Consider the following 23,757-nt stretch of genomic DNA (forward strand, 5'->3'; position numbering starts at 1 on the left):
GAATCAAACATTAAGGGGAGAGAGAGTTGAACGAAAGCAAGGAAGAAACACTATTGCTGGTCGATGGCATGGCTCTGATGTTCCGGGCTTATTATGCCTCTGCCGTTACCGGCTACATCCGCCGTACGAAGGCGGGGCTGCCGACGAATGCCATTTATGGCTTCATGCGTTATTTCTGGGACGCCGTCGAGAAATTTGGGCCTACGCATGTGGCCTGCTGCTGGGACCTGGGCAGCAAAACTTTCCGGACCGAGCAGTACCCGGCCTATAAAGGGAACCGTTCGGAGGCGCCGGACGAATTGGTCCCGCAGTTTAGCGTGATCCGTGAGGTAATGGATAGTCTGGGCGTTCCGAATATCAGCTCCCAGGGCTATGAAGCGGACGATTGCATCGGCACCCTGGCCGCCCAGTTCAGCAGGGAGATGAATGTAATTGTGCTGACCGGTGACCATGATATGCTGCAGCTGGTGAACGAGCGGACAAGCATTGCCATTATGAAGAAAGGGCACGGCAATTATTTTGTCTATACGCCGCAAACGCTGCTGGAGGAACGGCAGCTGACACCCGCCCAAATCATTGATGTCAAAGGGCTGATGGGTGATCCTAGCGACAATTATCCGGGGGTTCGCGGCATCGGGGAGAAAACGGCGTTAAAGCTGGTCCAGGAATATGAAAACGTAGAGGGCATTCTCGCCAATCTCGACAAGCTGTCCAAAGGTATTCGAGCCAAAATCGAAACCGATCTGGAGATGCTGCATCTGTCCCGGGACTTGGCTTCGATCCGCTGCGACATAGAGCTGGAGTGCGATTTGAACGCCTGCCGCTGGGAGCTGAACCATCCGGCGGTCGTAGCCAAATTTGAAGAGCTGGAGATGAAGAGCGTCTGTTCCTGGATGGGGGTTGAGGCGTTATGAGTTTGTCCTTAAGCGGCGGGCTTGGGAAAAAGGTGCGGCGAGGCCTGCTGCTGGCATCGGCCCTGCTGCTGCTCCTTCCGACCGCCCCCGGACTGCGCCCGGCGGCGGCGGCCGGTTCGATTCAGGCTGCGGTCAAGACGGTCAAGGTGTCCGGCAAAAACTTTACGGTCCGTACCGTGCGGATTCCAAAAGGCACACCTGTAACGGTGGGGCTGGCCAAACATCAGGTCGGCCAAACAGAAGCTTTTGCTTCGATGATTAAGTCCTACAAGGCGGAAGCCGCAATAAACGGCGCTTTCTTTAATTCTTATGGCGGTCCGGCCGATCCCTACGGCACGCTGATTGTCAAAGGCCAGATCGCCCACATCGGCCGTTATGGCACGACCATCGGTTTCCGGAAGGACGGTACGGCGGTTATGGATACGCTGCGGCCTTCCTTGACCGGTAAAGTGACCGGAGCGGATGGCAAGCCGCGCAGCTGGTACGCCACTTTCGTTAACCGTACGCCTGATGCTGGCGCGAACAACAGCATTTTGTTTACGCCGGACCGAGGCTCCAAAGTGGGCTTCAGCGGCGGCATTGCCGTGACGGTGGACGGCGGGGTGGTGACGCATAAGGGTGTTAATGCTGATGCAGCTATTCCGAAGCAAGGATTTGTCCTGGTGTTCAGCGGCAAGGAGAAGGGAATGGCAGATCGGTTTGAGATCGGCAGCAGTGTCCAGTGGAGCGTGACTTACACGAACCAGGCCGGCAAGCAGCTGGATTGGTCGGGGGTACAGACGGCGGTTGGCGCAGGTCCGAGACTTGTTACCGATGGCAAGGTGACTCTGAACGCGAAAGCGGAAGGTTTTAACGATCAGAAGATTCTGACGGCTTCGGCAGCGCGCAGCGGCATTGCGATTCTGCCGGATGGTTCCCTCCTGCTTGCAACGGTCAACGGAGCAACGATGTCCCAGTGGGCTTCGATCATGAAGGCGCTTGGAGCCAAACAAGCGATGAATCTGGACGGAGGCGCTTCCTCGGGGTTATACGGGGGCGGTAAAATGCTGACCCCTGCGGGGCGGCTGCTCAGCAACACGCTTGTGTTCGGCAGCCAGGTTTTGAAATAAAGCAGAGACCAGAGACGGGCGAATCAGTCTGTAAAATGAGGTTCGCCGAGTACCTGATGCAGGAAGCTTTCGAGCTCGGCGCCTTCTTCCTCGGAGAGTCCGTAAATGGAAGCCAAATAACCTTCCTGTTCCAGGTCGTCGGAGCCGAGGATGGCTGTTTTGCCATTTTGCAGATCGGTGACCAGCTTTTTGCCGTAAAAGCGGTTGGTTGTGGTAACGGCCAGATCAAAACGTTTCAGCGAAGGACCGATAAAGGTCACGAAACGGGTAGAGGTCTGTTCGGTGCTGTCCGACAGGAAATCAAGATCGTGTTCAGGCAATGTCATGATAATAAGTCCTCCTCAGATGCGTTCTTGTCGTTTATTATAACGGAAAAAAGCGCTTTCGGAAAACGGCTGCTTCGTCCTATTGACTGGAATACAGATTATGGTATTATAGTTAACAACAGTATACGTCTATCGGGGAAGCACCTCTCTTGCATGCAGGAGGGGTGCTTTTTTGTGTTTTCAGGAAGACACGTTCCAGAGAAGTATGCTGAATACAAGGAGGTGCCAAGAATGCGCATCGTATTTTTGAACAGTATGGAGAGAAGGCTGCAGGAAAGGGCGGGACATGCCGATCTGGCTCAGGTCTGGATTGGGGAAGAAGGCGGTGTATGGCGAATTGGCTGGGACGAAGAAGGAAGTGCCGGGACTAAAGGCCAAATCTGGTTCGAAGGAGAGTCATGGTCCGAGATGCTGAGCCATTACCGCTATCAGCTGGCAGTCAAGCTGGCCGACGGATTCCGGCCGGTGATCAGCGGGATTTTTCATGAAGAGGAAGGGTCAAGGGGGATGTCTACCCAGAAGCTGTACTGCTACAGCGAGTTCAATGGGAACGAGGAGCTGTATGCCGGGCTTTCCGCTTGGCGGCGCCAGAAAGCGGCTGCCGCGGGCAAAGCGCCTTATTTGATCGCAAGCAACCGGCTGCTGCGTTTGATCAGCGCTTTTGTGCCCAAGTCGCTCGAGGAGCTGACCCAGCTGCCGGGGGTTGGAGAGGTCAAGGCGGCCGAATACGGAGAGGAGATGCTTGCGATCACGGCCCAGGTGGAGCGAGATTGGCATTTTCCGCTGGATTGGGTCGAGCAGGAGCTGGATGAGGAGCTCTTCCGCTCCTGGACGTACAAGCAGAAGGAAACCCGGTTTAAAGCGGAAATCGAACGGTCAAGTCTCCGCAGACAGCTGCTGGCAGCGATCCGGGAGGGGCGGAATCTCGAGCAGATTCAGGAGGCAGCCGGGTTGTCCAGGCGGGAAGCGATTGAACAGCTCGAGCAGCTGGAGAAAGAGGGTTATGATACCGAAGCGCTGGTGGAGCAGGAATTAACCGGGCTGGCCCAGGAGGAACAGACGGCGATCTGGAACGCTTATCTGGAGCTGGGCGATGTGCTGCTGAAGCCGGTCATGCAGAAGGTATATGGCGCGGATACGGTTCAATCGGGGAATGGGGAGCTTGAACGGCGTTATGAATGGCTGCGGCTGATCCGCTTGCGTTACCGGAGAGCAGCCAAAGGAGAAGCGGCAGGCAAACCGCAAAGCGCGTAAGCGGACGGACAAGGTCCTGCTCCTCTCCAAGGAAATGATAAAGGCGAAGTCCCGCCGCCGGAATTCCGGGGTCTGACTTCGCCCTTGACTTAATCCTATAGGCAGTTTGAAGCTTTCAAATCCAATCTTTCTTCCGGAACAGATAGAACATGCCGAGGCCTAAAGTGAGCATGATGCCGAGCACAATGAAATACCCATATTGCGTATGCACTTCCGGCATATTATCAAAGTTCATTCCGTAAATGCCCGTAATGAGGGTCAGCGGTATAAAGATTGTGGTTATGGCTGTAAATACACGCATGATTTCATTCGCCCGGTTGGCGATACTGGACTGATAAGCTTCTCGCAAGTTGCCCATCAGCTCTCGGAACGTATCAAAGTTCTCAGAGATTTTGACCGCATTTTCATAAATATCGCTAAAATATTTCTGCAGCTGATCGTCGATCAGACGCAGGTCTTTTTTATTCAGGACGTTGATTACTTCCTTCTGCGGCCCAAGCATTTTCTTCAGCCACAGAATTTCGCTTCGCAGCCCGATAATTTCATTCAAATGGGAACGTTTCGTGTGAACGAGAATGTCTTCTTCCAGCTTCTCGATTTTGTCCTCGATCCGGTCGCCGACCAGGAAATAGTTATCCACCACAAGGTCGATAAGCAGATACAGGAAACGGTCCGGCTCGCTGACCTCCTGCTCCCATAATATAGGTTTAATGGCTCGCAGCTCATTTAGCTTTTGTTTGGTAACCGTAATAATGAAATGCCGGCCCAGAAAGACATTCAGGGCACGCAGGAAAATTTCCTCATCATCAAAACGAATGCTGTTTACGACAATAAAATAATGGCTTTCATAGATTTCAATCTTCGGCCGCTGCTCCTCTTCGCTGAGACAGTCCTCAACTGCCAGATCATGCAGTCCAAATACAGGCTGAAGCAGCTCCAGATCTTCAGTATCCGCATCAATCCAGTAAAAGCCTTCGGCCGGTGCAGTCAGCGTATCCTCCAGGTTCTCGACCGTGGTGAAGACGCCGGCATTGACATGACGGATTTTCATCTGATTCACTCCTTTGTTGTTCAACACAGGAGACATCAGCATTCGGCTATTTTAAACAGCACGAATAAAATGCCGGTAAACGAAAGAACCCCCTACTTCCGTGAGCATTCTGCCGAATGAATCCTGTGCGGTTGTATGTTGCCCTTGGGGATTTGCTCTGCGGACTAGAGTCGCCTTCCATTACCGGTTCACCTCTTCTTCAATCCAGACTTGTAGCACTTGTCTAGTATAACGCCGGGTTATGAAAATTTTCAAGCGAAATCATAAGTGCTTGTGCTACAGGTCAGCATATGGCGGACAATGCCGAAAGGTGCCGTGTTTATTAGTCTTCACGGCTTATTATTTGCTTGACGAAAGGCGGCCGATGCTATACAGTAAGGGCATAGTCATGTTACATTTTCATGAACGAATACCTGAAGCACGACAACTAATTAAATAAGGCGAAATCTTATCAAGAGTAGGTGGAGGGACTGGCCCGATGAAACCCGGCAACCGGCGAGCGATCGCACGGTGCTAATTCTTGCGGAACTTTAGGAACCCGTATGGTACGGGGCTTTCTAAGGTCTCTGAGAGATGAGAGAGGCGCATACACCATGACATGATATGACCTTTCTCGATTTTGCGAGGAAGGTCATTTTTGTTATACGCGTTCGTCTTTCTACCATAAGATTGCCGCTCAAAGACTGCAGAGGAGTGAAGATCTATGCCAATCAAGGTTCCCGACTCTTTGCCGGCCAAAGAAGTGCTGGCGAACGAAAACATTTTCATTATGGATGAAAGCCAGGCTTATCATCAGGACATCCGTCCGCTGCGGGTGGCCATTCTGAATCTGATGCCGACCAAAGAAACGACGGAAGAGCAGCTGCTCAGACTGCTAGCCAATACGCCGCTTCAAGTAGAATTTACTTTGCTTCATCCAAGCTCGCATACTTCGAAGAACACTTCAGCCGAGCATTTGAAGCAGTTCTATAAGACGTTCAGCGAAATTCGCCATCTCCGTTTCGACGGCATGATCATTACCGGAGCGCCGGTAGAACAACTGGAATTCGAGGACGTGACCTATTGGAGCGAAATCCAGGAGATCTTCGACTGGACGGAGACGCATGTGACCTCCACGATGCATATTTGCTGGGCTGCCCAAGCCGGATTGTTCCATCATTTCGGTGTGCCTAAAGTTTCGCTTTCGCAAAAATGTTTTGGCGTATTCGCCCACCACATCAACGTTCCGAATACCAAGCTGCTGCGCGGCTTCGATGAACAGTTCCTCGTTCCGCATTCCCGCCACACCGAAGTGCTTAAAGCGGATATCGAGAAGGTCGACGGCCTGGATGTTCTTGCCGAATCGGACGAAGCCGGGGTTTACATTGCTTCGACTTATGACGGGAAACAAATTTTTGTCACCGGTCATCCGGAATACGATCCATTGTCCCTGAAGTGGGAATATGACCGTGATGCGGCTAAAGGTTTGGATGTGGCGCTGCCGGTCAATTATTTTCCGAAGGACGATCCGGCCCAAACGCCAAGATCCACCTGGCGGGCCCATGCCAACTTATTGTTTGCCAATTGGCTGAATTACTATGTGTACCAGGAAACGCCTTACGATATCGATTCAGCGGTCAGTTACGAATATCATATTTAGGAGGAAGAGCAGACATGGCAGAACATAACGCAGATCACAAGGCAGATAACCAAAAAGGCGAGAAACTTCGCATAGAAAGCAGACTGGCCCAAATCGGTTCCATGGAGGAGCCGGTAACCGGTGCCGTTACCTACCCGATCTACCAGGCCACGGCTTACCGTCATCCGCGGCTTGGCCAGAGCACAGGCTTTGATTATACCCGTACCAAAAATCCCACCCGGGCTGTTCTGGAAAAGGCGGCCGCCGAGCTGGAATCCGGCGATGCCGGTTTTGCCTGCAGCTCAGGCATGGCCGCCCTGCAGACCTTGTTTATGCTGTTCAGCTCCGGCGATCATCTGATCGTCTCTCTGGATTTATATGGCGGTACTTACCGGCTGTTTGAGAAAATATTGTCCCGCTACGGCATAACCGCAACTTACGTGGATACCAATGACCTGGATGCGCTGGAATCCTCCCGCCGTCCAGAGACCAAAGCCGTATTCATCGAGACTCCTACCAACCCGCTGATGATGGTAACGGATATCGCCGCCGTCTCCGCATGGGGCCGCCAGCACGGACTGCTGACGATTGTGGATAATACGCTGCTGACGCCGTATTACCAGCGTCCAATCGAACTGGGAGCAGACATCGTGGTGCACAGCGCCACCAAATATTTGGGCGGACATAACGATGTGCTGGCCGGATTGATTGTCACTAAAGGCCAAAAGCTGTCTGAAGAAGTCGCCTTCCTGCACAACTCGATCGGTGCGGTACTAAGCCCAAATGACAGTTACCAGCTCATGCGCGGCATGAAGACGCTGGCGCTGCGGATGGAGCGGCACCAAAGCAATGCCACAGCGATCGCTACTTTCCTGAGCACGCATCCGCAAATCGCTGAGGTCTATTACCCTGGGCTTCCGGCACATCCAGGGTATGAAACCCAGAACCGACAGTCTTCCGGGAATACAGGCATTTTCTCGTTCAAAGTGACAGATGCCCGTTATGTAGAGCCGATTCTACGCCACTTGAAGCTGATTGCTTTCGCAGAAAGCCTCGGCGGCGTAGAATCGCTGCTGACTTATCCAGCGGTGCAAACCCATGCCGATATCCCGCTTGAAATCCGGGAAGCGGTCGGCGTCGACGAGAGATTGCTGCGTTTCTCCGTAGGGATCGAGCATCCGGACGATTTGATTGACGATCTGTCGCAGGCGCTTGAAGCGGCCCGCGCGGAAGTGGAAGGAGTACGCTGAACATGAGTCATGAAGAGGGGAAACAAGTCACAGGGAAACAGCAGGAGAAGAAGCTGAGCTTTGACACACGGCTGCTTCATTTCGGCTCCGAAGTGGATGCCGCTACAGGCGCTTCCAGCGTTCCGCTTTATCAGGCCTCAACATTTCATCATACGGATGTCTTTAACCCTCCCCTGCATGATTACACCCGGTCAGGCAATCCTACCCGGCAGGCGCTCGAAGATTACATCGCGCTTCTCGAAGGCGGTACAAACGGGTACGCTTTTCCGAGCGGCATGGCAGCGATTTCCGCGACCTTTATGCTGTTCTCGTCCGGCGACCACCTGATCGTTACCGAAGATGTTTACGGGGGAACCTATCGTCTGCTGACGGGTATTCTAAACCGGTTCGGGCTGGAAGCGACTTTCGTGGATATGACAAACGTTGAAGCGGTAAAAGCGGCGCTGCGCCCGAACACCAAAGGCATTTATATCGAAACGCCGTCCAACCCGACGCTCAAAGTCACGGATATCTCAGCTCTCGCAGCCTGGTCCAGGGAACAGGGCTTGATCAGCATGGTGGACAACACTTTTATGACGCCGTATTACCAGCGCCCGATTGAGCTTGGCGTGGATATCGTGCTCCATAGCGCGACCAAATTCCTCGGCGGGCACAGCGATGTGCTGGCCGGTCTGGCTGTAACGGCTAATGAAACGCTGGGACGGCAGCTGAAGTATCTGCAGAATGGGCTGGGTACCGTGCTTGGCGTTCAGGATTCCTGGCTGCTGATGCGTGGGATGAAAACGTTGTCCGCACGGATGGCGCACAGCGAGCTCAGCGCCCGCAGACTGGCAGCTTGGTTAAGCGGCCGCAAGGATATTGCCGCCGTGTATTATCCGGGTCTCGATAATCATCCGGGTCATGACATTCAGAATCGCCAGTCCACCGGCTATGGAGCGGTGATTTCCTTTGACGTAGGCTCCGGCGAACGGGCCAAGCAGGTGCTGAACGCCGTCAAGCTGCCTATTGTCGCTGTAAGTCTTGGGGCGGTGGAGAGCATTCTTTCTTATCCGGCCATGATGTCCCATGCCTCGATGCCGCCTGAAGTTCGGCTTGAGCGCGGCATTACCGACGGGCTGCTGCGTTTCTCGGTCGGACTTGAAGATATCGAAGATCTGATTGTCGATCTGGAACAGGCGCTCGAACAATAACTTGTTCCCAAATTCGTAAAATAATAAGTCAATTTTTAAATATGCGAACTGAATGAGACTTTTTTCACAATTTTCCCGCATCCGGCTCCCCGGGTGCTTCTTTTCTTTGGGCTAGTATGTTAGGATGAAAGAAAGGAACGCCCCGAGTGACGATCCAGAACGCTTGAAAGTTTATGATATGGAAGGGGGCTGCTTCAAAGTGGCTATTGATTTTATCCTGGATAAAGCTTTGCGCGGGGAACGTGTAACGCTTGAGGAAGCGACCGCTTTGTTTGAGTCTAACGAGATTGAGAAAATGGGCCATACGGCCAACATTTTGATGGAAAGACGTTACCCTGAGAAGATTACGACATTTGTTATCGGTCGTAACGTCAACTATACCAACGTTTGCGACGTGTACTGCCGTTTCTGCGCCTTCTATCGCAGACCGGGATCCGAGGAAGGATATGTGCTGTCGGACGAAACGATTTTTCAGAAGATACAGGAAACCATTGACGTAGGCGGTACGGAAATTCTGATGCAGGGCGGCACCAACCCGAACCTGCCGTTCAGCTATTATACGGATCTGCTTCGCAATATTAAGAAAAGATTCCCGGATATTACGATGCACTCGTTCTCTCCGGCGGAAATTCAGAAGATGAAGGTCGTATCTGACGGCTTGTCTCTGGAAGAAGTGATCCGTCAGATTCATGAAGCCGGGCTGGACTCTCTCCCTGGCGGCGGAGCCGAAATTCTGGACGACCGGACCCGGCGGAAGATCAGCCGCTTGAAGGGTTCCTGGACGGACTGGATGGACGTCATGAAGACCGCTCACAAGATCGGCATGAACACGACGGCCACCATGGTCATCGGTCTCGGTGAAACGATGGAGGAACGGGCGCTTCATTTGATGCGTGTCCGCGATGCTCAAGATGAATGCATTCAGAACGGCTACAAATCCGAAGGATTTCTGGCTTTCATTCCTTGGACCTTCCAGCCGGATAATACCAACCTAAAGCTGGAACGCCAAACGCCGGAAGAATATTTGAAGACCGTGGCGATCAGCCGGATCGTGCTGGATAACATCAAACACTTTCAGTCCTCCTGGGTAACGATGGGACCGGAGATCGGCAAGCTTTCCCTGCAGTACGGCTGCGATGATTTCGGCAGCACCATGATCGAAGAAAACGTGGTTTCTTCCGCGGGAGCTACTCATAAAGTTAATATTTCGTCTACGCTGGATATTATCCGGCAGGCCGGCAAAATTCCAGCCCAGCGGAATACGCGATATGAAATTTTGCGTGTCTTTGATGACGTGAACGCCAAGGTTGAGAACGACTTTATTATGCAGAACTAATTCATTCTTGATCCATTTGAATTAAATCGACTTAGGAAGGCTCCCGCTTGCGGGGGCCTTTTGCTGTATCCCCTCAAGCTTCCATCCATTACATGCTCCATCTTCGTATACATGCTCCCTGGTCACCATATACTTGTTTGGAGGACTCGAGGAAGGGGCGATAAGATGCAGCTGTTTAACCTTACAACATCGGTTGATTCCCGCCGTACCGCCGAACAGTTATGCACCCTGTTTGAGGCAGAAGGCGAAAAATTGAGTCATGGACGCAGCAATGCCGTCCGTTTCCGGTATTGTTATGCACACCACAGGATTACGGTTGAATGTATCAGTGATCAAGCGGCAATCCCGGCGCGGACGATAAAAGGTTTAAAAGCCAAAGCGGCCGAATGGATGACGGAACATGTTTTACGGGACAAGGAACCGGTATTGCTCCGCAAGCTTTTGGGCAAATATTACTCCCTACATAAACATGAAGATATTCCGGAGATCGTAAGCATGGCCATCCAAATTTTGGACGGATTATCCGAATATGAAGTGCATATGAAGGGAAGGGAACGAAGAGTAGCGGAAATTTACACCGCCATTCTTGATGGACTGGTTTCCACGGGAACGGTGGATGTTGACGGCTGGCTGTCGTTCCGCATGCCTGCTTATCTGGATGAGCTAAAGGACGCATTGGATTTGGCGGTGGACGAATATGTGCTGGACAAGCAGTATGAGGAGTTTATTGGTTTGCTTAAATATTTTGTCCAGTTTCAGGATATCCGTATCCCGCTGATTCATCTGAAACATGTCGAAGGCATGGAGTTTGAACTGCTGGATGATCAAATGCATCCGCTTGGACCGCTTCCTTATGACGATGGGATCACGATCAAGATGGCCGATCTGGAGCTTCAAATGGAGGATGCAGTGGTCAGCTCCCTGATTTCCTTATCTCCGGCCCGCATTATGATCCATACGCGGGAGCCTGAGCTTCGGATGATTGCGACTATTCAGGAAATATTTGGGGAGCGTGCACAGCTTTGCAGCGACTGACAAAGGCTTGACGAGCCTTGGAAATAAAGCTTATAATACTTGCAGAAATTCAAAAGGAACAGCGAAGACAAAGACATGGACCAAATGTCCAGGAGCCGTACAGAGAGAGGAAACAACAGGCTGCAATTTCCTCCGGACATCCGATTTGGTTTACCCCTTTGGAGCTGCAATTCTGAACCGGAGAGTTCCCTTTGGGGAGCTTTGCAGATGAGTAGGAATTGCCGGAACCATTCCCGTTATGAATGGCTTAATGAAGGGCTCTGACTTTATAAGCATGAGCGGCGGTTCGCTGCTATGATTTAAAGCTCAGGCTGAATTAGGGTGGAACCACGGGTATAACACTCGTCCCTTTCCGGGGGCGGGTGTTTTTTGATTTGTTCTCCGCTTCCGGCATAACCATGAATAGTGAAACAGGAGGAGAACAGCATGGCAGTATCCATTAAATTGCCTGACGGCTCTGTCAGAGAGTACGCGGAAGGCAGCACTTTGGAAGATGTAGCGGCTTCAATCAGCAGCGGTCTGCGCAAGAATGCAGTAGGCGGCAAGCTGGACGGGAAATTGGTGGACCTGAATACGCCTATCGTGGATGGAGCATTGGTGGAGCTGGTGACCTTAGACTCCAAGGAAGGTCTGGAAATGATGCGCCACAGCACGGCGCATTTGCTGGCCCAAGCCGTAAAACGGCTCTATGGCAACAAAGAAGTCAAACTTGGGATCGGACCTGTAATTGAAGATGGCTTCTATTACGACATGGATCTGGATCATCCCCTGAATCCGGAGGATCTGCAGAAGATCGAGAAGGAAATGGAGCGGATCGTTGGTGAGAATCTCCCTATTACCCGCCGCGAAGTGAGCCGCGAAGAAGCGCTGGCGATCTTCACTGAACTCGGCGATCCTTACAAGCTGGAGCTGATCCGCGATTTGCCTGAAGACAGCGTGCTGTCCATCTACGATCAAGGCGAGTTCTTTGACCTGTGCCGCGGACCTCACGTTCCATCAACCGGCAAGATCAAAGTGTTCAAGCTGCTCAGCGTTGCCGGCGCATACTGGCGCGGGAACAGCGACAACAAAATGCTCCAGCGCGTATACGGGACTGCTTTTGTCAAAAAAGCGGAGCTCGATGAGCATTTGCGCCTGCTTGAAGAAGCGAAGAAACGCGATCACCGCAAGCTGGGCAAAGAGCTGAAGATCTTCACCTTCTCCAACCTGGTTGGCCAAGGTTTGCCGATCTGGCTGCCCAACGGGGCGAAGCTGCGCCGCACTTTGGAGCGTTATATCGTGGACCTGGAGGAGCGTTTGGGTTACCAGCATGTCTATACTCCAGTAATGGGCAACGTGGATCTGTACAAAACATCCGGACACTGGGAGCATTATCAGGAAGACATGTTCCCGGTGATGGAGCTCGATAATGAGAGCTTTGTGCTTCGTCCGATGAACTGTCCGCATCACATGATGGTGTACAAAAGCGAAATGCACAGCTATCGCGACCTGCCGATCCGGATCGGCGAGCTTGGCTTGATGCACCGTTATGAAATGTCCGGCGCATTAACCGGCCTGCACCGCGTCCGTTCCATGACACTGAACGATGCGCATATTTTCTGCCGTCCGGACCAGATTAAAGAAGAATTCTCGCGCGTAATCCAGCTGATTCAGCGTGTTTATGAAGACTTCGGCATTAAGGAATACCGGTTCCGGTTGTCTTACCGCGATCCTGCGGACACCGAGAAATATTTCCCTGACGATGAAATGTGGGAAATGTCACAGCGTATGCTGCGTGAGGTTGTGGAGTCGCTTGACATTCCTTATTTTGAGGCGGAAGGCGAGGCGGCCTTCTACGGACCTAAACTAGACGTCCAAATCAAAACCGCGTTAGGCAAGGAAGAAACACTGTCGACCTGCCAGCTCGACTTCCTGCTGCCGCAGCGCTTTGAACTGGAATATGTGGGCGATGACGGACAGAAACATCGTCCGGTCGTTATTCACCGCGGCATTATCTCCACGATGGAGCGTATGACTGCATTCCTGCTTGAGAACTTTGCCGGCGCCCTGCCGCTCTGGTTGTCTCCTGTACAAGCCAAGATTATTCCGGTTTCCGGCGCTTTCGAGGCTTATGCCAAAGAAGTAACCGAGAAGCTGCAGGAAGCGGGCATCCGCGTGGAAGCTGACCTTCGCAATGAGAAGCTGGGCTACAAAATTCGGGAAGGCCAGCTGGAGAAAGTTCCTTATATGTTTATCGTCGGCGAGAACGAAATGAACGAAGGCTCGGTATCTGTCCGCAAACGCGGCGAAGGCGACATTGGAGCCAAAGCATTGGCTGATGCCATTCTCCTGCTTCAGGAAGAAATTAAGAGCCATACGATCTAAGCTTTCATAGGGCTGCATTTAATAGAGCATAATAGAGTATGAAATAAGGTATAAAATTTGGCGTATGTGGACATCCTTGCGATTAAGGGGGAGGATTTCACATGCGCCATTTTAAATTTTGGAAAAAATTAACTTTGGTTTTGATAGGAGCCGGATTGGTTTTTAATAGTTTTGAAGGCAAAGAGATCGCTGCCGCTTTCGGCGGGTTCAAGTATAGTCAGGAGCCTTACAACGATGTGGCTGTCAATCTTTTTGATCTCGATTTAAGTGATTTCACCGTGATGAACTTTGGCTTAAATGAGGATGATCTCTATGATTCGTACAGCGACTATGAAACCAGAGCGTTTGATCAAGACTTTACATTTAATAGCGACTTTAGGGGAAATGAAACCCAAGCTGGGAACCCCGTACGCAGTGCAGGTAGCGTCATTGGCAAAGCGATGTCCGATGCCGGGAAGGTAGCACGGACCGTAGCCGGCCTGCAGAAACAAAACATGTTGCCTAAACAGTCCGAGATCGTAACGGTTCTGGCTACCGGATATACGGCAGGTTACGAATCTACCGGCAAACGGCCAAATCATCCGCAATACGGAATCACGTATTCAGGCGTGAAGGTCAGAAGGGATAAAGCAGCTCTTTCGACGATTGCCGCAGATTTGAACGTGTTTCCGCTTGGAACAATCCTGTACATTCCAGGTTACGGCTACGGAGTAGTAGCGGACAAAGGCGGCGCGATAAAAGGCAACCACCTGGATCTGTATTTCTCGACAACCAAGCAGGTATTCAAGGAATGGGGCAAGAAAAAGGTTAACGTTCGCGTCATTAAGTGGGGCAGCGGAAAGCTGACCGAGCAGATGCTGCAGAAGTTTGGAGAATCCATTGAGGTAAATGAAGATTTAATTGATCCGAACTGGGAAAATTCCATCTAAACTTTACCTGCATAGCGGCATTTAAACCTCCACATAATACATTTCGGCTAGTCGTTAAGACAGCCTAAAATATTAGCGGAGGTGCTTTACCCATGGCTAAAAACCGAGGCTACAAAACACCAAACGAAAAATTTAATGCAGAATTTGCAGAACTGGACAGCAGCCCTGTTCAACAAAAAGTAAAATCTGCGGGTGCTTCGGGTACGGCTAAAAGCACAGGCTACAAAACACCGAATGAAAAATTCGACGAGGAATTCGCGGATTTGAGCGGTCAGCCGGTCAAAAAGAAAGTTCAGCAAGCGAAAGCTCAGAAACAAACGAAATAAGGCGACAGCCGAAACAAATGAAGATGCCCTCAGCGGCATCTTCTTTGTTTTTACATCATGGAATCATGCCCAAATTTGACAGTTGTATCGGTCTGGAGACCGAGGAGTTTTTCAATCTGCCGCCGCTATGCAGCTTGACGCCAGTCCGTTAAACTAGAAGCATGATCTAACAAGTATAGGAAGACGGGGGATACAATATGTTTAGAGGATGGACTGGCAGAATGTTTGGAGGGCTATTGCTGCTTGCGGCTGGGGTGTTGCTTCTCTTAAACATGATGGGTTATATACACGTTAGCCCTGGCGAATTGTTTGCGACTTACTGGCCGGTATTCGTCATTCTGGCTGGATTATCGCAGCTTACGAACAGCGCTCGTCAGTACGGTTCTATATTCGGCGGCTTGGTCGTAACGGTCGTGGGTGCTTTTTTCCTGGCAAGAAATCTGGATTTCATCACTTTGTCTGTCGGTGATTTCTTCAGATATGCCGTGCCTGTTGTGCTGATAGCGGCGGGGTTGTCGGTGATGTTTCGGCCGTCCAGACGGCAGCGTTCGGATTTGGGTTCCGGTTCCGGAAGTTATGAAGAGCCGGTCATTCCGCCTCCGCCTCCTTTGGATCCTTCTTTGGATCCTCATTTCGGGTCAACCCTGGATGAAGCGTTTGAGCAGGCTTTTCCGGATGAAAGCAAGAAGCGGAGAGAGCAGGAAGAGAAGCATAAGCAGCCTAAACATGAATATAGGAATGCGGATCCGGACGACAAAATCAACCGGTCGGGTTTTATTGGCGACGTGCGGCTTGGGGATCAGTATTTCGAACTGAAGCCGGCAAATATTTCCCATTTTATCGGAGACACGATCATCGACTTGACGAAAGCGCAAATTCCTTACGGGGAGACCAAAATTAATGTGTCTGCTTTTATCGGGGATGTGAAGGTATTTGTGCCAGCCGATGCGGATCTGGGCATTTCGGTTGCTTCCAATTCCCTCATTGGAGATATGAAGGTGCTACAGGAGAAGTCGGGCGGCTTTATGAGCAACATCAATTCCAAAACGCCGAATTATAACGAAACAAGCAAAAGGATCAAATTGAACGTCAGTGTGTTCGTTGGGGATATCCGGATCAACAGGGTGGGCTGAAAATGATGATGAAGGTGCTGAAAAGCACGAAGTGGGAGCTTCTCTTCTACTTCCTGCTTACGGGCGTATTGACGGCAGGAGTTCTATATGCGGGAAATACTACGGATTACATCGTGGTGTCCGACCCGAGAGTGTGGATTTATTACGTGGCGGGAATCGTGATTTTCACCGTCGTAATTGGTTATATAGCGGGCCAGCGCATCCAGCGCCGGCTCGACTTGCTTCATTTAAGCATGCTGCAGGTGGCCAAAGGAAATTTATCGGTCCGGATTCCCGAGACTACGGATATGACCTTTGCCGGCATATATGGCGAATTTAACCGGATGACCGAGGCGGTAGAGAAGAAGATGCACCTGCTGCAGGTTCTTGGGGAGCAGGAAGTGACCAATAAGGAACAAGCCGCTGAGAAGGCGGTGCTGGAAGAACGGCGGCGGCTCGCCCGTGATCTGCATGACACGGTGAGCCAGCAGCTTTTTGCTGTTCATATGGCCGCTTCGTCTTTGCCCAAGATTCTGGAAAGCAGACCGGAGCAGGGCGGCAAGGTTATGGACCAGCTGATTCAAATGTCCAATACAGCCCAGAAGCAAATGAGGGCGCTTATTGCGCAGCTTCGTCCCATGGAGCTGGTCGACAAATCGTTATCGCAGGCGCTGGATCAATGGTTCCCGGATTACTGCCGTCAGAACGGGCTTAAAGGGGTAATCGACCTGGATTTGAAAGGGCAGCTGTCAGAGGCGATTGAGCACCAGCTGTTTCTGATCATTCAGGAGGCCATGGCTAACATCGTCAAGCATTCGGGAGCCAAGCTGGTCAGTTTGGCGCTGCAGGAATCCAAACGGCAGGTGGCGCTCAGTGTGAGTGATGATGGCCAAGGCTTTAGTTCCACCGTGCAGAAGCAGGGTTCTTATGGACTATCAACGATGCGGGAGCGTGCGGAGAAGCTAGGAGGTACTGCCGAGATTATCAGCAAGCCGGGCGCGGGAACTACGATCCGCATACATATTCCGAAGTTTGAGGATGTAAGGAAAGGGGAAGAATCATGAGTAACGGGTCAATTAAAGTGATGATTGTGGATGATCATGATATGGTAAGAATGGGGTTAAAAACCTATTTATCGCTTGAACCCCAGTTTGAAGTGATAGCTGAGGCCTGTGATGGCCAGCAGGCAGTTAAAAGGATAGACGAAATGCAGGCGGGGGAAAGACCCGACATTATTTTAATGGATTTGATGATGCCGAACATGAACGGCGCTGAAGCAACCCGCCACATTCTTGCCCGTCATACGGATATGAAAATCATTATTTTAACCAGCTTTCTGGAAGACGATCTGGTGGTAGAAGCTATAGAGGCGGGGGCCGTCAGTTATGTGCTGAAGACGGTATCGGCTGAAGAGCTGATTTATGCGCTGCAAGGCGCTTACCGCGGCATGCCTGTGATGACCGGAGATGTAGCCCAGGCGCTGACACGCGGGATCCGTCAGAAGACGGTTCAGGGAGATACAGCCGGTTTGACTGACCGGGAGAAGGAAGTGCTTCTTCTAATCGCGGAAGGCAAAAGCAACAAAGAGATTGGCGAGGAGCTGCATATCAGTATCAAGACGGTCAAAACCCATGTCAGCAATCTGCTGATGAAATGCGAGCTGGAAGACCGCACGCAGCTTGCCATTTATGCTCACCGCCAGGGATGGGTATCTTAAGCCGCAAGCCGTCAACAAGGAGATGAGAGTTGTTCTGATCGGTTATGTTTGCTCCGAATCCTTGGGAAAAGGAATGTTATTTAGGGATTTATCTTCTTTTTAATTGTTTTTAAGGTATGCTTAAGGTTTATAGTACAAAATAAAAACATCAAGAACATAACCCCTAATCAATCAGGGATGAGGAGGATATAAACGATGGACGATCAAAACAACAAATCCAACCAAGGTTTCGGTTTCGGTACAGACTCCGATCATAACCATAAAGATGAAATGAATCCTAGCAGCGGCTTTAACAAAGAGGACAGAAGCACGGCCGATACCAATACGCCTTACTACTATTCCTATGGTCCATATCAATCCCAAGACCGAAACCGTGAAGAGCAAAGCAGCGGAGGTTACGACAGCAGCAGCTATGAGGCTAGAAATCAAGAGGATGTGGAGATAACTCCTCCGCAGCCTGTTCGCCAAGTTCCAACCGGCAGCTATCCGGCACGTTCGACCTTTGAAGGAGCTTCAAACGGCGGGAATTCGGATTCCGGCGGTCCGGGCGGACGAAATCAGCCGAATTGGCAGTACAGCCACAAGAAACCAAAGTCGCCGATCAAATCGGTGGTAGCCGGCGTGCTGGCGGGTATGGTTCTAATGGGTGGGGCGATGTACTACGCCGACTCCGAGAACCTGTTCACCGGCGGCAAACAGGCCTTGTCCGATGCTCCGGCAGCGGCGGCGGCTTCGAACGCGGTTACGGATTCGGCAGCTACAAACGTGAAGCTGCCGGTAAGCAGCGGCGGTGATGTAACTTCGGTTGTCAAACAGGCTGGTCCTGCGGTCGTACAGATCGAAACGCTGGTGAAAGCCAATAAAAACAACGGCGGAGGCAACTCCTTTAACAACGATCCGTTCTTTAACTACTTCTTCGGAGATCCGTTCGGCGGAGGAAGTGGTAACGGAGGCAGCGGTGGAAGCGGTGGAAGCGGAAACGGCAGCAACGGCACGGATGACGGTCTGGTTGCTTCCGGTTTGGGCTCCGGATTTTTCTTCGATAAATCCGGTTACATTCTTACCAACGAACACGTTGTCCACGGTGCCGATGTAGTGCAGGTAACGGTTCAAGGCACAACCAAACCGTACGAAGCCAAAGTGCTCGGCACAAGCTATGACCTTGACCTGGCCGTACTGAAAATTGATGGCGACGGCAACTTCCCGTCTATCTCCCTTGCAGACTCCAGCAAAGAAGAAGTAGGGGAAAGCGTCGTAGCGATCGGTAACCCTCAAGGCTTTGACCATACGGTAACGGCCGGGGTACTTAGTGCAACAGGACGTGAAATCTCCATTGCCGGCGAGAATGGGGAGAAGGACCGCAAATACCAGAACCTGCTGCAAACGGACGCATCCATCAACCCTGGTAACTCCGGCGGACCACTGCTCAATCTGAACGGTGAAGTTATCGGCATCAACGTGGCCGTAAGCTCGGATTCCCAAGGCATCGGCTTCGCGATTCCTACCAGCACGATTACCGAAGTGCTCGACAAACTGAAAAATAACGAAGAAATTCCGGCCACACCTGAGCCATTTATCGGCGCAAGCCTGCAAACCGTAACCCCTCAGGTTGCGAAGCAAATGGGAACCAACGTGACCGAGGGTTCACTAGTTATGGAAGTGCTGTACAAATCGCCTGCTTATCAAGCCGATCTTCGCCCATATGATATTATCTCCGGCGCAGACGGCACGAATTACGGTACAGCTGATGATTTGATCGCTTATATTCAGAAGAAAAAAGTCGGCGATAAAATAACGCTGAACATCGTTCGCGACGGCAAAAAAATCGACCTGCCGGTTACGATCGGCAACAAAAATGATTTCCAGACCTCTACAAGCGGCACAACCAATCCTTAATCTTGACGTGCGGCAGCAAGACGGGCTTTAATGAGGAAGCGGCAGGGTGATGTCCCTACCGCTTCTATTCATATTCGGAATATGAAAGTCATTGGGGGATGTTTTAGGTGAGAAACGGCATTTTGGTTATTGACGATGATGAGAAAATTACCTCCATGCTGCGGCGTGGACTGGCTTTCGAGGGTTATGACGTATATACGGCCAACAATGGACTGGAAGGATTAAAAATGATGTTGTCCACCGATCCGGATCTAATTATTCTGGACGTGATGATGCCGCAGCTTGACGGGTTTGAGGTATGCCGCAGACTGCGGGAAGGCGGAAGCACCGTGCCGGTTCTGATGCTGACAGCCAAAGACGAAGTGGAGAACCGCGTGAAAGGCTTGGATACCGGTGCGGACGACTATTTGGTCAAGCCATTTGCGCTGGAAGAGCTGCTGGCCCGGGTCCGCGCCCTGCTCAGACGCAAGGAGCCTACTGGTGAAGGCGGCGGACAGCGGCTGATCTTTGAAGATATTATTATGGATTTGGATGCCAGGGAAGTGGTTCGTTCCGGGAACCGTTTGGAGCTTACGGCGAAGGAATTTGATCTGCTGCATTTGTTTATGCAGAATCCAAAACGGCTGCTTACGCGCGATCTGATCATGGATAAAATCTGGGGTTATGATTACAGCGGGGAATCGAATGTCCTCGAAGTATACATTGCCATGCTGCGGCAGAAAACGGAGGAACATGGAGGGAAGCGGGTTATTCAAACCATTCGCGGAGCCGGATATATTCTGAGAGGAGACAACTAAAGATGTCCATCAGGCTCCGACTTACAGCCTGGTATACAGGCATCTTGGCGGTTACGCTCCTTGTGTTCTGTGCTTCGATTTACGGGATTGTCCGTTATAACATTTTTACGGAAGTGAAGAACAAGATTCTCGATCAGGCTAATCCGACTCTCGCTTCGCTGAATGTGACCACGATCCAGGGCTTCGACCTGACCCCGGATATTTCGCAGCGGATCAGACTGGAGGATGCGCAAATCTTCTGGCAGACGCACAGCTATGTTTCGGGTTTGACTCAAGTTTCGACCGGGCTTAAGAACCGGGCCATGCAGTTTCCGGTGCCGGATCTGGAGGCGCTCGGGAGCAGCCCGAAAGCGCATTTCGAGAACGTGACGGTAGGCGGGAACTTTTACAGCGTTCTGCTCGTCCCGATTACGGCATCTGTGAATGGAAAAGCCGGGGTCATTGGCCTTGTTCAGCTTGCAGCCAACACAGCGTCCGAGAACCGGATCATGGATCAGCTTTGGCGTGTGCTGTTAATCGGATCGATCATCACCATTGTTGTGGCCTCTACCTTCGGATTATTCCTGGCCCGCACGTCGATGAAACCGATTGGCAAGGTGATCGAAGCTGCCAACCAGATCCAGACTGGCAATGACCTCAGTGTGCGAATCGATTACGATGGGCCACAGGATGAGATCGGTCGGCTGATCGGAACGGTCAATCGAATGCTTGAACGAACGGAAACCTTCTACAATGAGCTGGATCAAGCTTACGCGGCGCAGCGACGTTTTGTATCGGATGCTTCACATGAGCTGCGGACGCCGCTCACCACCATTCGCGGCAATGTCGATCTGCTGAAGAAGGTTTGGACGCAGGAGGACAGCGCAGGCGGCAAGCTCAGCCCAGCTGATTTGCATCAGATGTCCGTCGAGGCTGTCAGCGATATCGCCGATGAAGCAAGCCGGATGAGCCGTCTGGTTAATGATATGCTGTCGCTTGCCCGTGCGGATGCAGGGCAGACGATTGAGAAGACCATGGTGGACATGGAACCTTTGGTAACGGAAGTGATTCGCCGTGCCCAATTCCTGCCCCGCAAGGCGGACTGGCTTCAGGGTGATCTTGGCGCGCTGGAAGGAGCGGTCGTGGAAGGGGACCGCGATTATTTGCAGCAAATGCTGTTTATTTTTATCGAAAACGCCTTTAAATACACCCCTTCAGGCAGCGTGGTGATCGATACGCTCAAAAATGACGGCCAGCTTGGCATTCGTATTGCCGATACCGGAATCGGGATGGAGCGCTCGGAGGTCGAGCATATCTTTGACCGCTTCTACCGGGCTGATCAGTCGCGCGGCGTAACGCCCGGAACGGGACTGGGCTTGTCTATCGGCAAATGGATTATTGATGAGCACCGCGGTTCTGTCGAGGTCTTCACCCGCAAAGGAGAAGGCACAACTTTCCTCATCTGGCTGCCGGCCGTCTTTAATGCTGCCGAAGAATAAGGTATAATGAGGATTGATCCCTGCACGGTTTGCCTAACATTCTGCAAGCAGGGTAAGGAAAGGCGGGTTAAAGGCCATGGAAATTGTAAAAATATCGCCGCGCGGCTACTGCTATGGGGTTGTTGATGCAATGGTGCTGGCGCGCCAGGCTGCCAAGAACCTCGATCTGCCGCGGCCGATCTATATATTGGGCATGATTGTGCATAACAGTCATGTCACCAAGTCGTTTGAAGACGAAGGCATCATTACGCTGGACGGGGCTAATCGCCTGGATATTTTGGATCAGGTGGATTCGGGAACCGTTATTTTTACCGCGCATGGGGTTTCGCCCGAAGTTCGCCGCAGAGCCCGGGAGAAAGGGCTGACAACAATTGACGCTACCTGCCCGGATGTGACCAAAACCCACGTCCTGATCGAAGAGAAGGCTGCGGAAGGTTTTGATATTATTTACATCGGGAAGAAAGGGCACCCGGAGCCGGAAGGCGCCTTGGGTGTTGCGCCCGGCAAAGTCCATCTCATCGAAAAAGAAGAGGAGATCGAGCAGCTTGACCTCCATGCCGACAAAATTCTGATCACCAATCAGACAACGATGAGCCAATGGGACATCAAACATATCATGAAGAAGCTGCTTGAGAAATTCCCTGGGGCAGAAGTACACAATGAAATATGCCTCGCTACGCAGGTACGTCAGGAAGCGGTTGCAGAGCAAGCCGGGCAAGCCGAGCTTGTGATTGTGGTCGGGGATCCCCGCAGCAACAATTCCAATCGTCTGGCCCAGGTATCCGAAGAGATTGCCGGCGTTAAAGCCTACCGGATTGCCGATCTTTCGGAGCTGAAGCGCGAATGGCTGATCGGCAAGCAGCGGGTGGCCGTAACATCCGGTGCCTCAACGCCGACGCCGATTACGAAGGAGGTAATTTCTTACCTCGAGCAATATGAGGATGATAAACCGGAGACTTGGCCGCTTGTAAGAACGGTGAATATGAAAAAGCTGCTGCCGCCGGTGAAAGCCAAGGCTTCTGCGGCTGCAGAAGCCTGATTTCCCCTGCTGCTGTTTCTGCAATGCAGGGAACAACCCGCCGGCTGGCGGGTTTTTTAATTTTATATAAACGCTTATAATGGAAAATAGAACTTAGAAATGGAAATGAAAGATGCACCAAGGAGGATACGGAAATGACAGACAAGCTCCTTCTGATCGACGCCGAGCCTGAGGGAAACAAATCGCTTTGGGCTCAGCTGGAACGGTTAAACACGGCAGACATTGATACAGCTACCGACTGCAAGCAGGCAAAAGAAGCTTTATCGCTACAACGTTACCCTGTGATCCTCATCGACCGCCGCACAGTGGCGCAGGCAGCTGCCTGGACGGCCGAAATCCGCCGGCTTGAAAGGGAGGAAGGCTGGCCGCCAGCCGTGGTGCTGTTGATTACTGACCGTTTCGAGCCGGAAAAACAAGCGGCACGGGCAGACTGCCGATCTATCGGCATAAACGATATCATCGCCGCTCCCGTGCGGTCAAATGAGCTGAAAGAGACCTTGCTTCGCTGGCTGCCAGAGGCGGACGCCGAGAAGGGCTTGCTGAACAAGGATACCGTTGAGGAACTCCTTGAGCTGGATGACGGGCGCCATGAAATGGTATGTACTTTGCTCGAGATGTTTCGGCAGGACACACCGCTGAAGATCGAACAGATTCGCGCCTTGCGGGAGAAGGGCGATTTACGGCTGGCCTCCGAGGTTGCCCACAGTCTGAAATCGGCCAGCCTGAGCATGGGAATGGCTTGGTTTGCCAAATGGTGCGAAGAGCTTGAACAGGCGTGCCTGGAGGATGGAACACGGGAAGCCGATTATGCCTTCGGACAGTTGGAAACTGCTTACAAAGCGTCTTGTGCCGCCTGGGAGAATCTCCTTCCCGGGAGGAAAGTGAGAAATCTTTGAATGCGTCCGAGAGGGCGCTTTTTTGTATAGGATTCTAAAGTAAGCTTTGGATAACACGAGGAAGTGGACTGGGAAATGTTCTTGACGAAAAGGGATTCTTCGGCTATAGTTACTTTAGCG

21 protein-coding genes and 1 riboswitch are annotated in these 23,757 nt (G+C 51.7%); of the genes, 19 read left to right on the plus strand and 2 right to left on the minus strand.

Translation table 11 applies throughout. The annotated features are described in order from the left end of the window. The first annotated feature begins 26 nt into the window (after positions 1 to 26). Both AWM70_RS02850 and AWM70_RS02855 read left to right on the plus strand, forming a co-directional pair. On the plus strand, positions 27 to 914 hold the full coding sequence (locus AWM70_RS02850) for a 5'-3' exonuclease (protein ID WP_083180106.1): 888 nt from the start codon (positions 27 to 29) through the stop codon (positions 912 to 914). After that, positions 911 to 2,023, plus strand: coding sequence for a phosphodiester glycosidase family protein (locus AWM70_RS02855; protein WP_068694184.1), 1,113 nt, complete (start codon positions 911 to 913; stop codon positions 2,021 to 2,023). Before AWM70_RS02850 ends, AWM70_RS02855 begins: the two co-directional genes overlap by 4 nt. A gap of 23 nt (positions 2,024 to 2,046) precedes the next feature. On the opposite strand, the gene AWM70_RS02860 is transcribed toward AWM70_RS02855, so the two are convergent. Then, a complete protein-coding gene (locus AWM70_RS02860; RefSeq protein ID WP_068694185.1) occupies positions 2,047 to 2,349 on the minus strand; it encodes a DUF3055 domain-containing protein in 303 nt (100 codons plus the stop codon). A 231-nt stretch (positions 2,350 to 2,580) separates the two neighbouring features. Between AWM70_RS02860 and AWM70_RS02865 the strand changes: the two genes are divergently transcribed. Further along, entirely contained in the window at positions 2,581 to 3,603 is a 1,023-nt protein-coding gene (locus tag AWM70_RS02865; RefSeq protein WP_068694186.1) for an HRDC domain-containing protein, read from the plus strand. 115 nt (positions 3,604 to 3,718) lie between these two features. Here the strand turns inward: AWM70_RS02865 and corA are convergent, their stop codons facing one another. After that, positions 3,719 to 4,654: a magnesium/cobalt transporter CorA gene (gene corA, locus AWM70_RS02870; RefSeq protein WP_068694188.1), complete on the minus strand. Its 936-nt coding sequence runs from the start codon at positions 4,652 to 4,654 to the stop codon at positions 3,719 to 3,721. A gap of 445 nt (positions 4,655 to 5,099) precedes the next feature. Continuing rightward, positions 5,100 to 5,234: riboswitch (SAM riboswitch) on the plus strand. A 123-nt stretch (positions 5,235 to 5,357) separates the two neighbouring features. On the opposite strand from corA, the gene metA reads away from it, so the two are divergent. The 16 genes from metA to AWM70_RS02950 all read left to right on the plus strand — a co-directional run bounded on the left by metA (position 5,358) and on the right by AWM70_RS02950 (position 23,637). Beyond that, the gene (gene metA / locus AWM70_RS02875; protein ID WP_068694191.1) at positions 5,358 to 6,293 is read left to right on the plus strand and encodes a homoserine O-acetyltransferase MetA; all 936 of its coding nucleotides are present in this window, start codon (positions 5,358 to 5,360) and stop codon (positions 6,291 to 6,293) included. Positions 6,294 to 6,307: 14 nt separating this feature from the next. Then, complete coding sequence (locus AWM70_RS02880) at positions 6,308 to 7,522, plus strand: aminotransferase class I/II-fold pyridoxal phosphate-dependent enzyme (RefSeq protein WP_068694193.1); 1,215 nt, start codon at positions 6,308 to 6,310, stop codon at positions 7,520 to 7,522. Positions 7,523 to 7,524: 2 nt separating this feature from the next. Continuing rightward, the gene (locus AWM70_RS02885) at positions 7,525 to 8,712 is read left to right on the plus strand and encodes a trans-sulfuration enzyme family protein (RefSeq protein ID WP_068694195.1); all 1,188 of its coding nucleotides are present in this window, start codon (positions 7,525 to 7,527) and stop codon (positions 8,710 to 8,712) included. A gap of 199 nt (positions 8,713 to 8,911) precedes the next feature. Further along, a complete protein-coding gene (gene mqnC / locus AWM70_RS02890; RefSeq protein ID WP_237167813.1) occupies positions 8,912 to 10,048 on the plus strand; it encodes a cyclic dehypoxanthinyl futalosine synthase in 1,137 nt (378 codons plus the stop codon). A 165-nt stretch (positions 10,049 to 10,213) separates the two neighbouring features. Next, a complete protein-coding gene (locus AWM70_RS02895) occupies positions 10,214 to 11,083 on the plus strand; it encodes a putative sporulation protein YtxC (protein ID WP_068694199.1) in 870 nt (289 codons plus the stop codon). A gap of 426 nt (positions 11,084 to 11,509) precedes the next feature. Further along, positions 11,510 to 13,447, plus strand: a complete 1,938-nt coding sequence (gene thrS / locus AWM70_RS02900; RefSeq protein ID WP_068694201.1) for a threonine--tRNA ligase — start codon at positions 11,510 to 11,512, stop codon at positions 13,445 to 13,447. A gap of 101 nt (positions 13,448 to 13,548) precedes the next feature. Continuing rightward, positions 13,549 to 14,376, plus strand: a complete 828-nt coding sequence (locus AWM70_RS02905) for a 3D domain-containing protein (RefSeq protein WP_237167814.1) — start codon at positions 13,549 to 13,551, stop codon at positions 14,374 to 14,376. Positions 14,377 to 14,468: 92 nt separating this feature from the next. Then, a complete protein-coding gene (locus tag AWM70_RS02910) occupies positions 14,469 to 14,702 on the plus strand; it encodes a hypothetical protein (RefSeq protein WP_068694203.1) in 234 nt (77 codons plus the stop codon). A 221-nt stretch (positions 14,703 to 14,923) separates the two neighbouring features. After that, positions 14,924 to 15,835: a cell wall-active antibiotics response protein LiaF gene (liaF, locus tag AWM70_RS02915; protein ID WP_237167815.1), complete on the plus strand. Its 912-nt coding sequence runs from the start codon at positions 14,924 to 14,926 to the stop codon at positions 15,833 to 15,835. Positions 15,836 to 15,840: 5 nt separating this feature from the next. Then, positions 15,841 to 16,878 carry a sensor histidine kinase gene (locus tag AWM70_RS02920; RefSeq protein WP_083180519.1) on the plus strand — a complete coding sequence of 346 codons (1,038 nt, stop codon included), beginning with the start codon at positions 15,841 to 15,843 and terminating at the stop codon, positions 16,876 to 16,878. Then, positions 16,875 to 17,531: a response regulator gene (locus AWM70_RS02925; protein WP_068694209.1), complete on the plus strand. Its 657-nt coding sequence runs from the start codon at positions 16,875 to 16,877 to the stop codon at positions 17,529 to 17,531. Before AWM70_RS02920 ends, AWM70_RS02925 begins: the two co-directional genes overlap by 4 nt. A gap of 195 nt (positions 17,532 to 17,726) precedes the next feature. Continuing rightward, complete coding sequence (locus AWM70_RS02930; RefSeq protein ID WP_068694211.1) at positions 17,727 to 19,427, plus strand: S1C family serine protease; 1,701 nt, start codon at positions 17,727 to 17,729, stop codon at positions 19,425 to 19,427. Between the two features lie 107 nt (positions 19,428 to 19,534). Next, positions 19,535 to 20,224, plus strand: coding sequence for a response regulator transcription factor (locus AWM70_RS02935; protein ID WP_068694212.1), 690 nt, complete (start codon positions 19,535 to 19,537; stop codon positions 20,222 to 20,224). Positions 20,225 to 20,226: 2 nt separating this feature from the next. After that, the gene (locus AWM70_RS02940; protein ID WP_068694214.1) at positions 20,227 to 21,702 is read left to right on the plus strand and encodes a sensor histidine kinase; all 1,476 of its coding nucleotides are present in this window, start codon (positions 20,227 to 20,229) and stop codon (positions 21,700 to 21,702) included. A 76-nt stretch (positions 21,703 to 21,778) separates the two neighbouring features. Next, a complete protein-coding gene (locus tag AWM70_RS02945; protein WP_068694216.1) occupies positions 21,779 to 22,741 on the plus strand; it encodes a 4-hydroxy-3-methylbut-2-enyl diphosphate reductase in 963 nt (320 codons plus the stop codon). Positions 22,742 to 22,875: 134 nt separating this feature from the next. Then, entirely contained in the window at positions 22,876 to 23,637 is a 762-nt protein-coding gene (locus tag AWM70_RS02950; protein WP_068694218.1) for an Hpt domain-containing protein, read from the plus strand. Positions 23,638 to 23,757: the final 120 nt, after the last annotated feature.

The organism is Paenibacillus yonginensis, from assembly GCF_001685395.1.
In the GTDB taxonomy this organism is placed as follows: Bacteria; Bacillota; Bacilli; order Paenibacillales; family Paenibacillaceae; genus Fontibacillus; species Fontibacillus yonginensis.

Excerpts from the sequence above, each read along its gene's own strand:
- AWM70_RS02855 (WP_068694184.1), top strand. The coding sequence starts at position 911 with ATGAGTTTGTCCTTAAGCGGCGGGCTTGGGAAAAAGGTGCGGCGAGGC.
- AWM70_RS02860 (WP_068694185.1), bottom strand. The coding sequence starts at position 2,349 with ATGACATTGCCTGAACACGATCTTGATTTCCTGTCGGACAGCACCGAA.
- AWM70_RS02865 (WP_068694186.1), top strand. The coding sequence starts at position 2,581 with ATGCGCATCGTATTTTTGAACAGTATGGAGAGAAGGCTGCAGGAAAGG.
- corA (WP_068694188.1), bottom strand. The coding sequence starts at position 4,654 with ATGAAAATCCGTCATGTCAATGCCGGCGTCTTCACCACGGTCGAGAAC.
- metA (WP_068694191.1), top strand. The coding sequence starts at position 5,358 with ATGCCAATCAAGGTTCCCGACTCTTTGCCGGCCAAAGAAGTGCTGGCG.
- AWM70_RS02880 (WP_068694193.1), top strand. The coding sequence starts at position 6,308 with ATGGCAGAACATAACGCAGATCACAAGGCAGATAACCAAAAAGGCGAG.
- AWM70_RS02885 (WP_068694195.1), top strand. The coding sequence starts at position 7,525 with ATGAGTCATGAAGAGGGGAAACAAGTCACAGGGAAACAGCAGGAGAAG.
- AWM70_RS02895 (WP_068694199.1), top strand. The coding sequence starts at position 10,214 with ATGCAGCTGTTTAACCTTACAACATCGGTTGATTCCCGCCGTACCGCC.
- thrS (WP_068694201.1), top strand. The coding sequence starts at position 11,510 with ATGGCAGTATCCATTAAATTGCCTGACGGCTCTGTCAGAGAGTACGCG.
- AWM70_RS02905 (WP_237167814.1), top strand. The coding sequence starts at position 13,549 with ATGCGCCATTTTAAATTTTGGAAAAAATTAACTTTGGTTTTGATAGGA.
- AWM70_RS02910 (WP_068694203.1), top strand. The coding sequence starts at position 14,469 with ATGGCTAAAAACCGAGGCTACAAAACACCAAACGAAAAATTTAATGCA.
- liaF (WP_237167815.1), top strand. The coding sequence starts at position 14,924 with ATGTTTGGAGGGCTATTGCTGCTTGCGGCTGGGGTGTTGCTTCTCTTA.
- AWM70_RS02920 (WP_083180519.1), top strand. The coding sequence starts at position 15,841 with ATGATGAAGGTGCTGAAAAGCACGAAGTGGGAGCTTCTCTTCTACTTC.
- AWM70_RS02925 (WP_068694209.1), top strand. The coding sequence starts at position 16,875 with ATGAGTAACGGGTCAATTAAAGTGATGATTGTGGATGATCATGATATG.
- AWM70_RS02930 (WP_068694211.1), top strand. The coding sequence starts at position 17,727 with ATGGACGATCAAAACAACAAATCCAACCAAGGTTTCGGTTTCGGTACA.
- AWM70_RS02940 (WP_068694214.1), top strand. The coding sequence starts at position 20,227 with ATGTCCATCAGGCTCCGACTTACAGCCTGGTATACAGGCATCTTGGCG.
- AWM70_RS02945 (WP_068694216.1), top strand. The coding sequence starts at position 21,779 with ATGGAAATTGTAAAAATATCGCCGCGCGGCTACTGCTATGGGGTTGTT.
- AWM70_RS02950 (WP_068694218.1), top strand. The coding sequence starts at position 22,876 with ATGACAGACAAGCTCCTTCTGATCGACGCCGAGCCTGAGGGAAACAAA.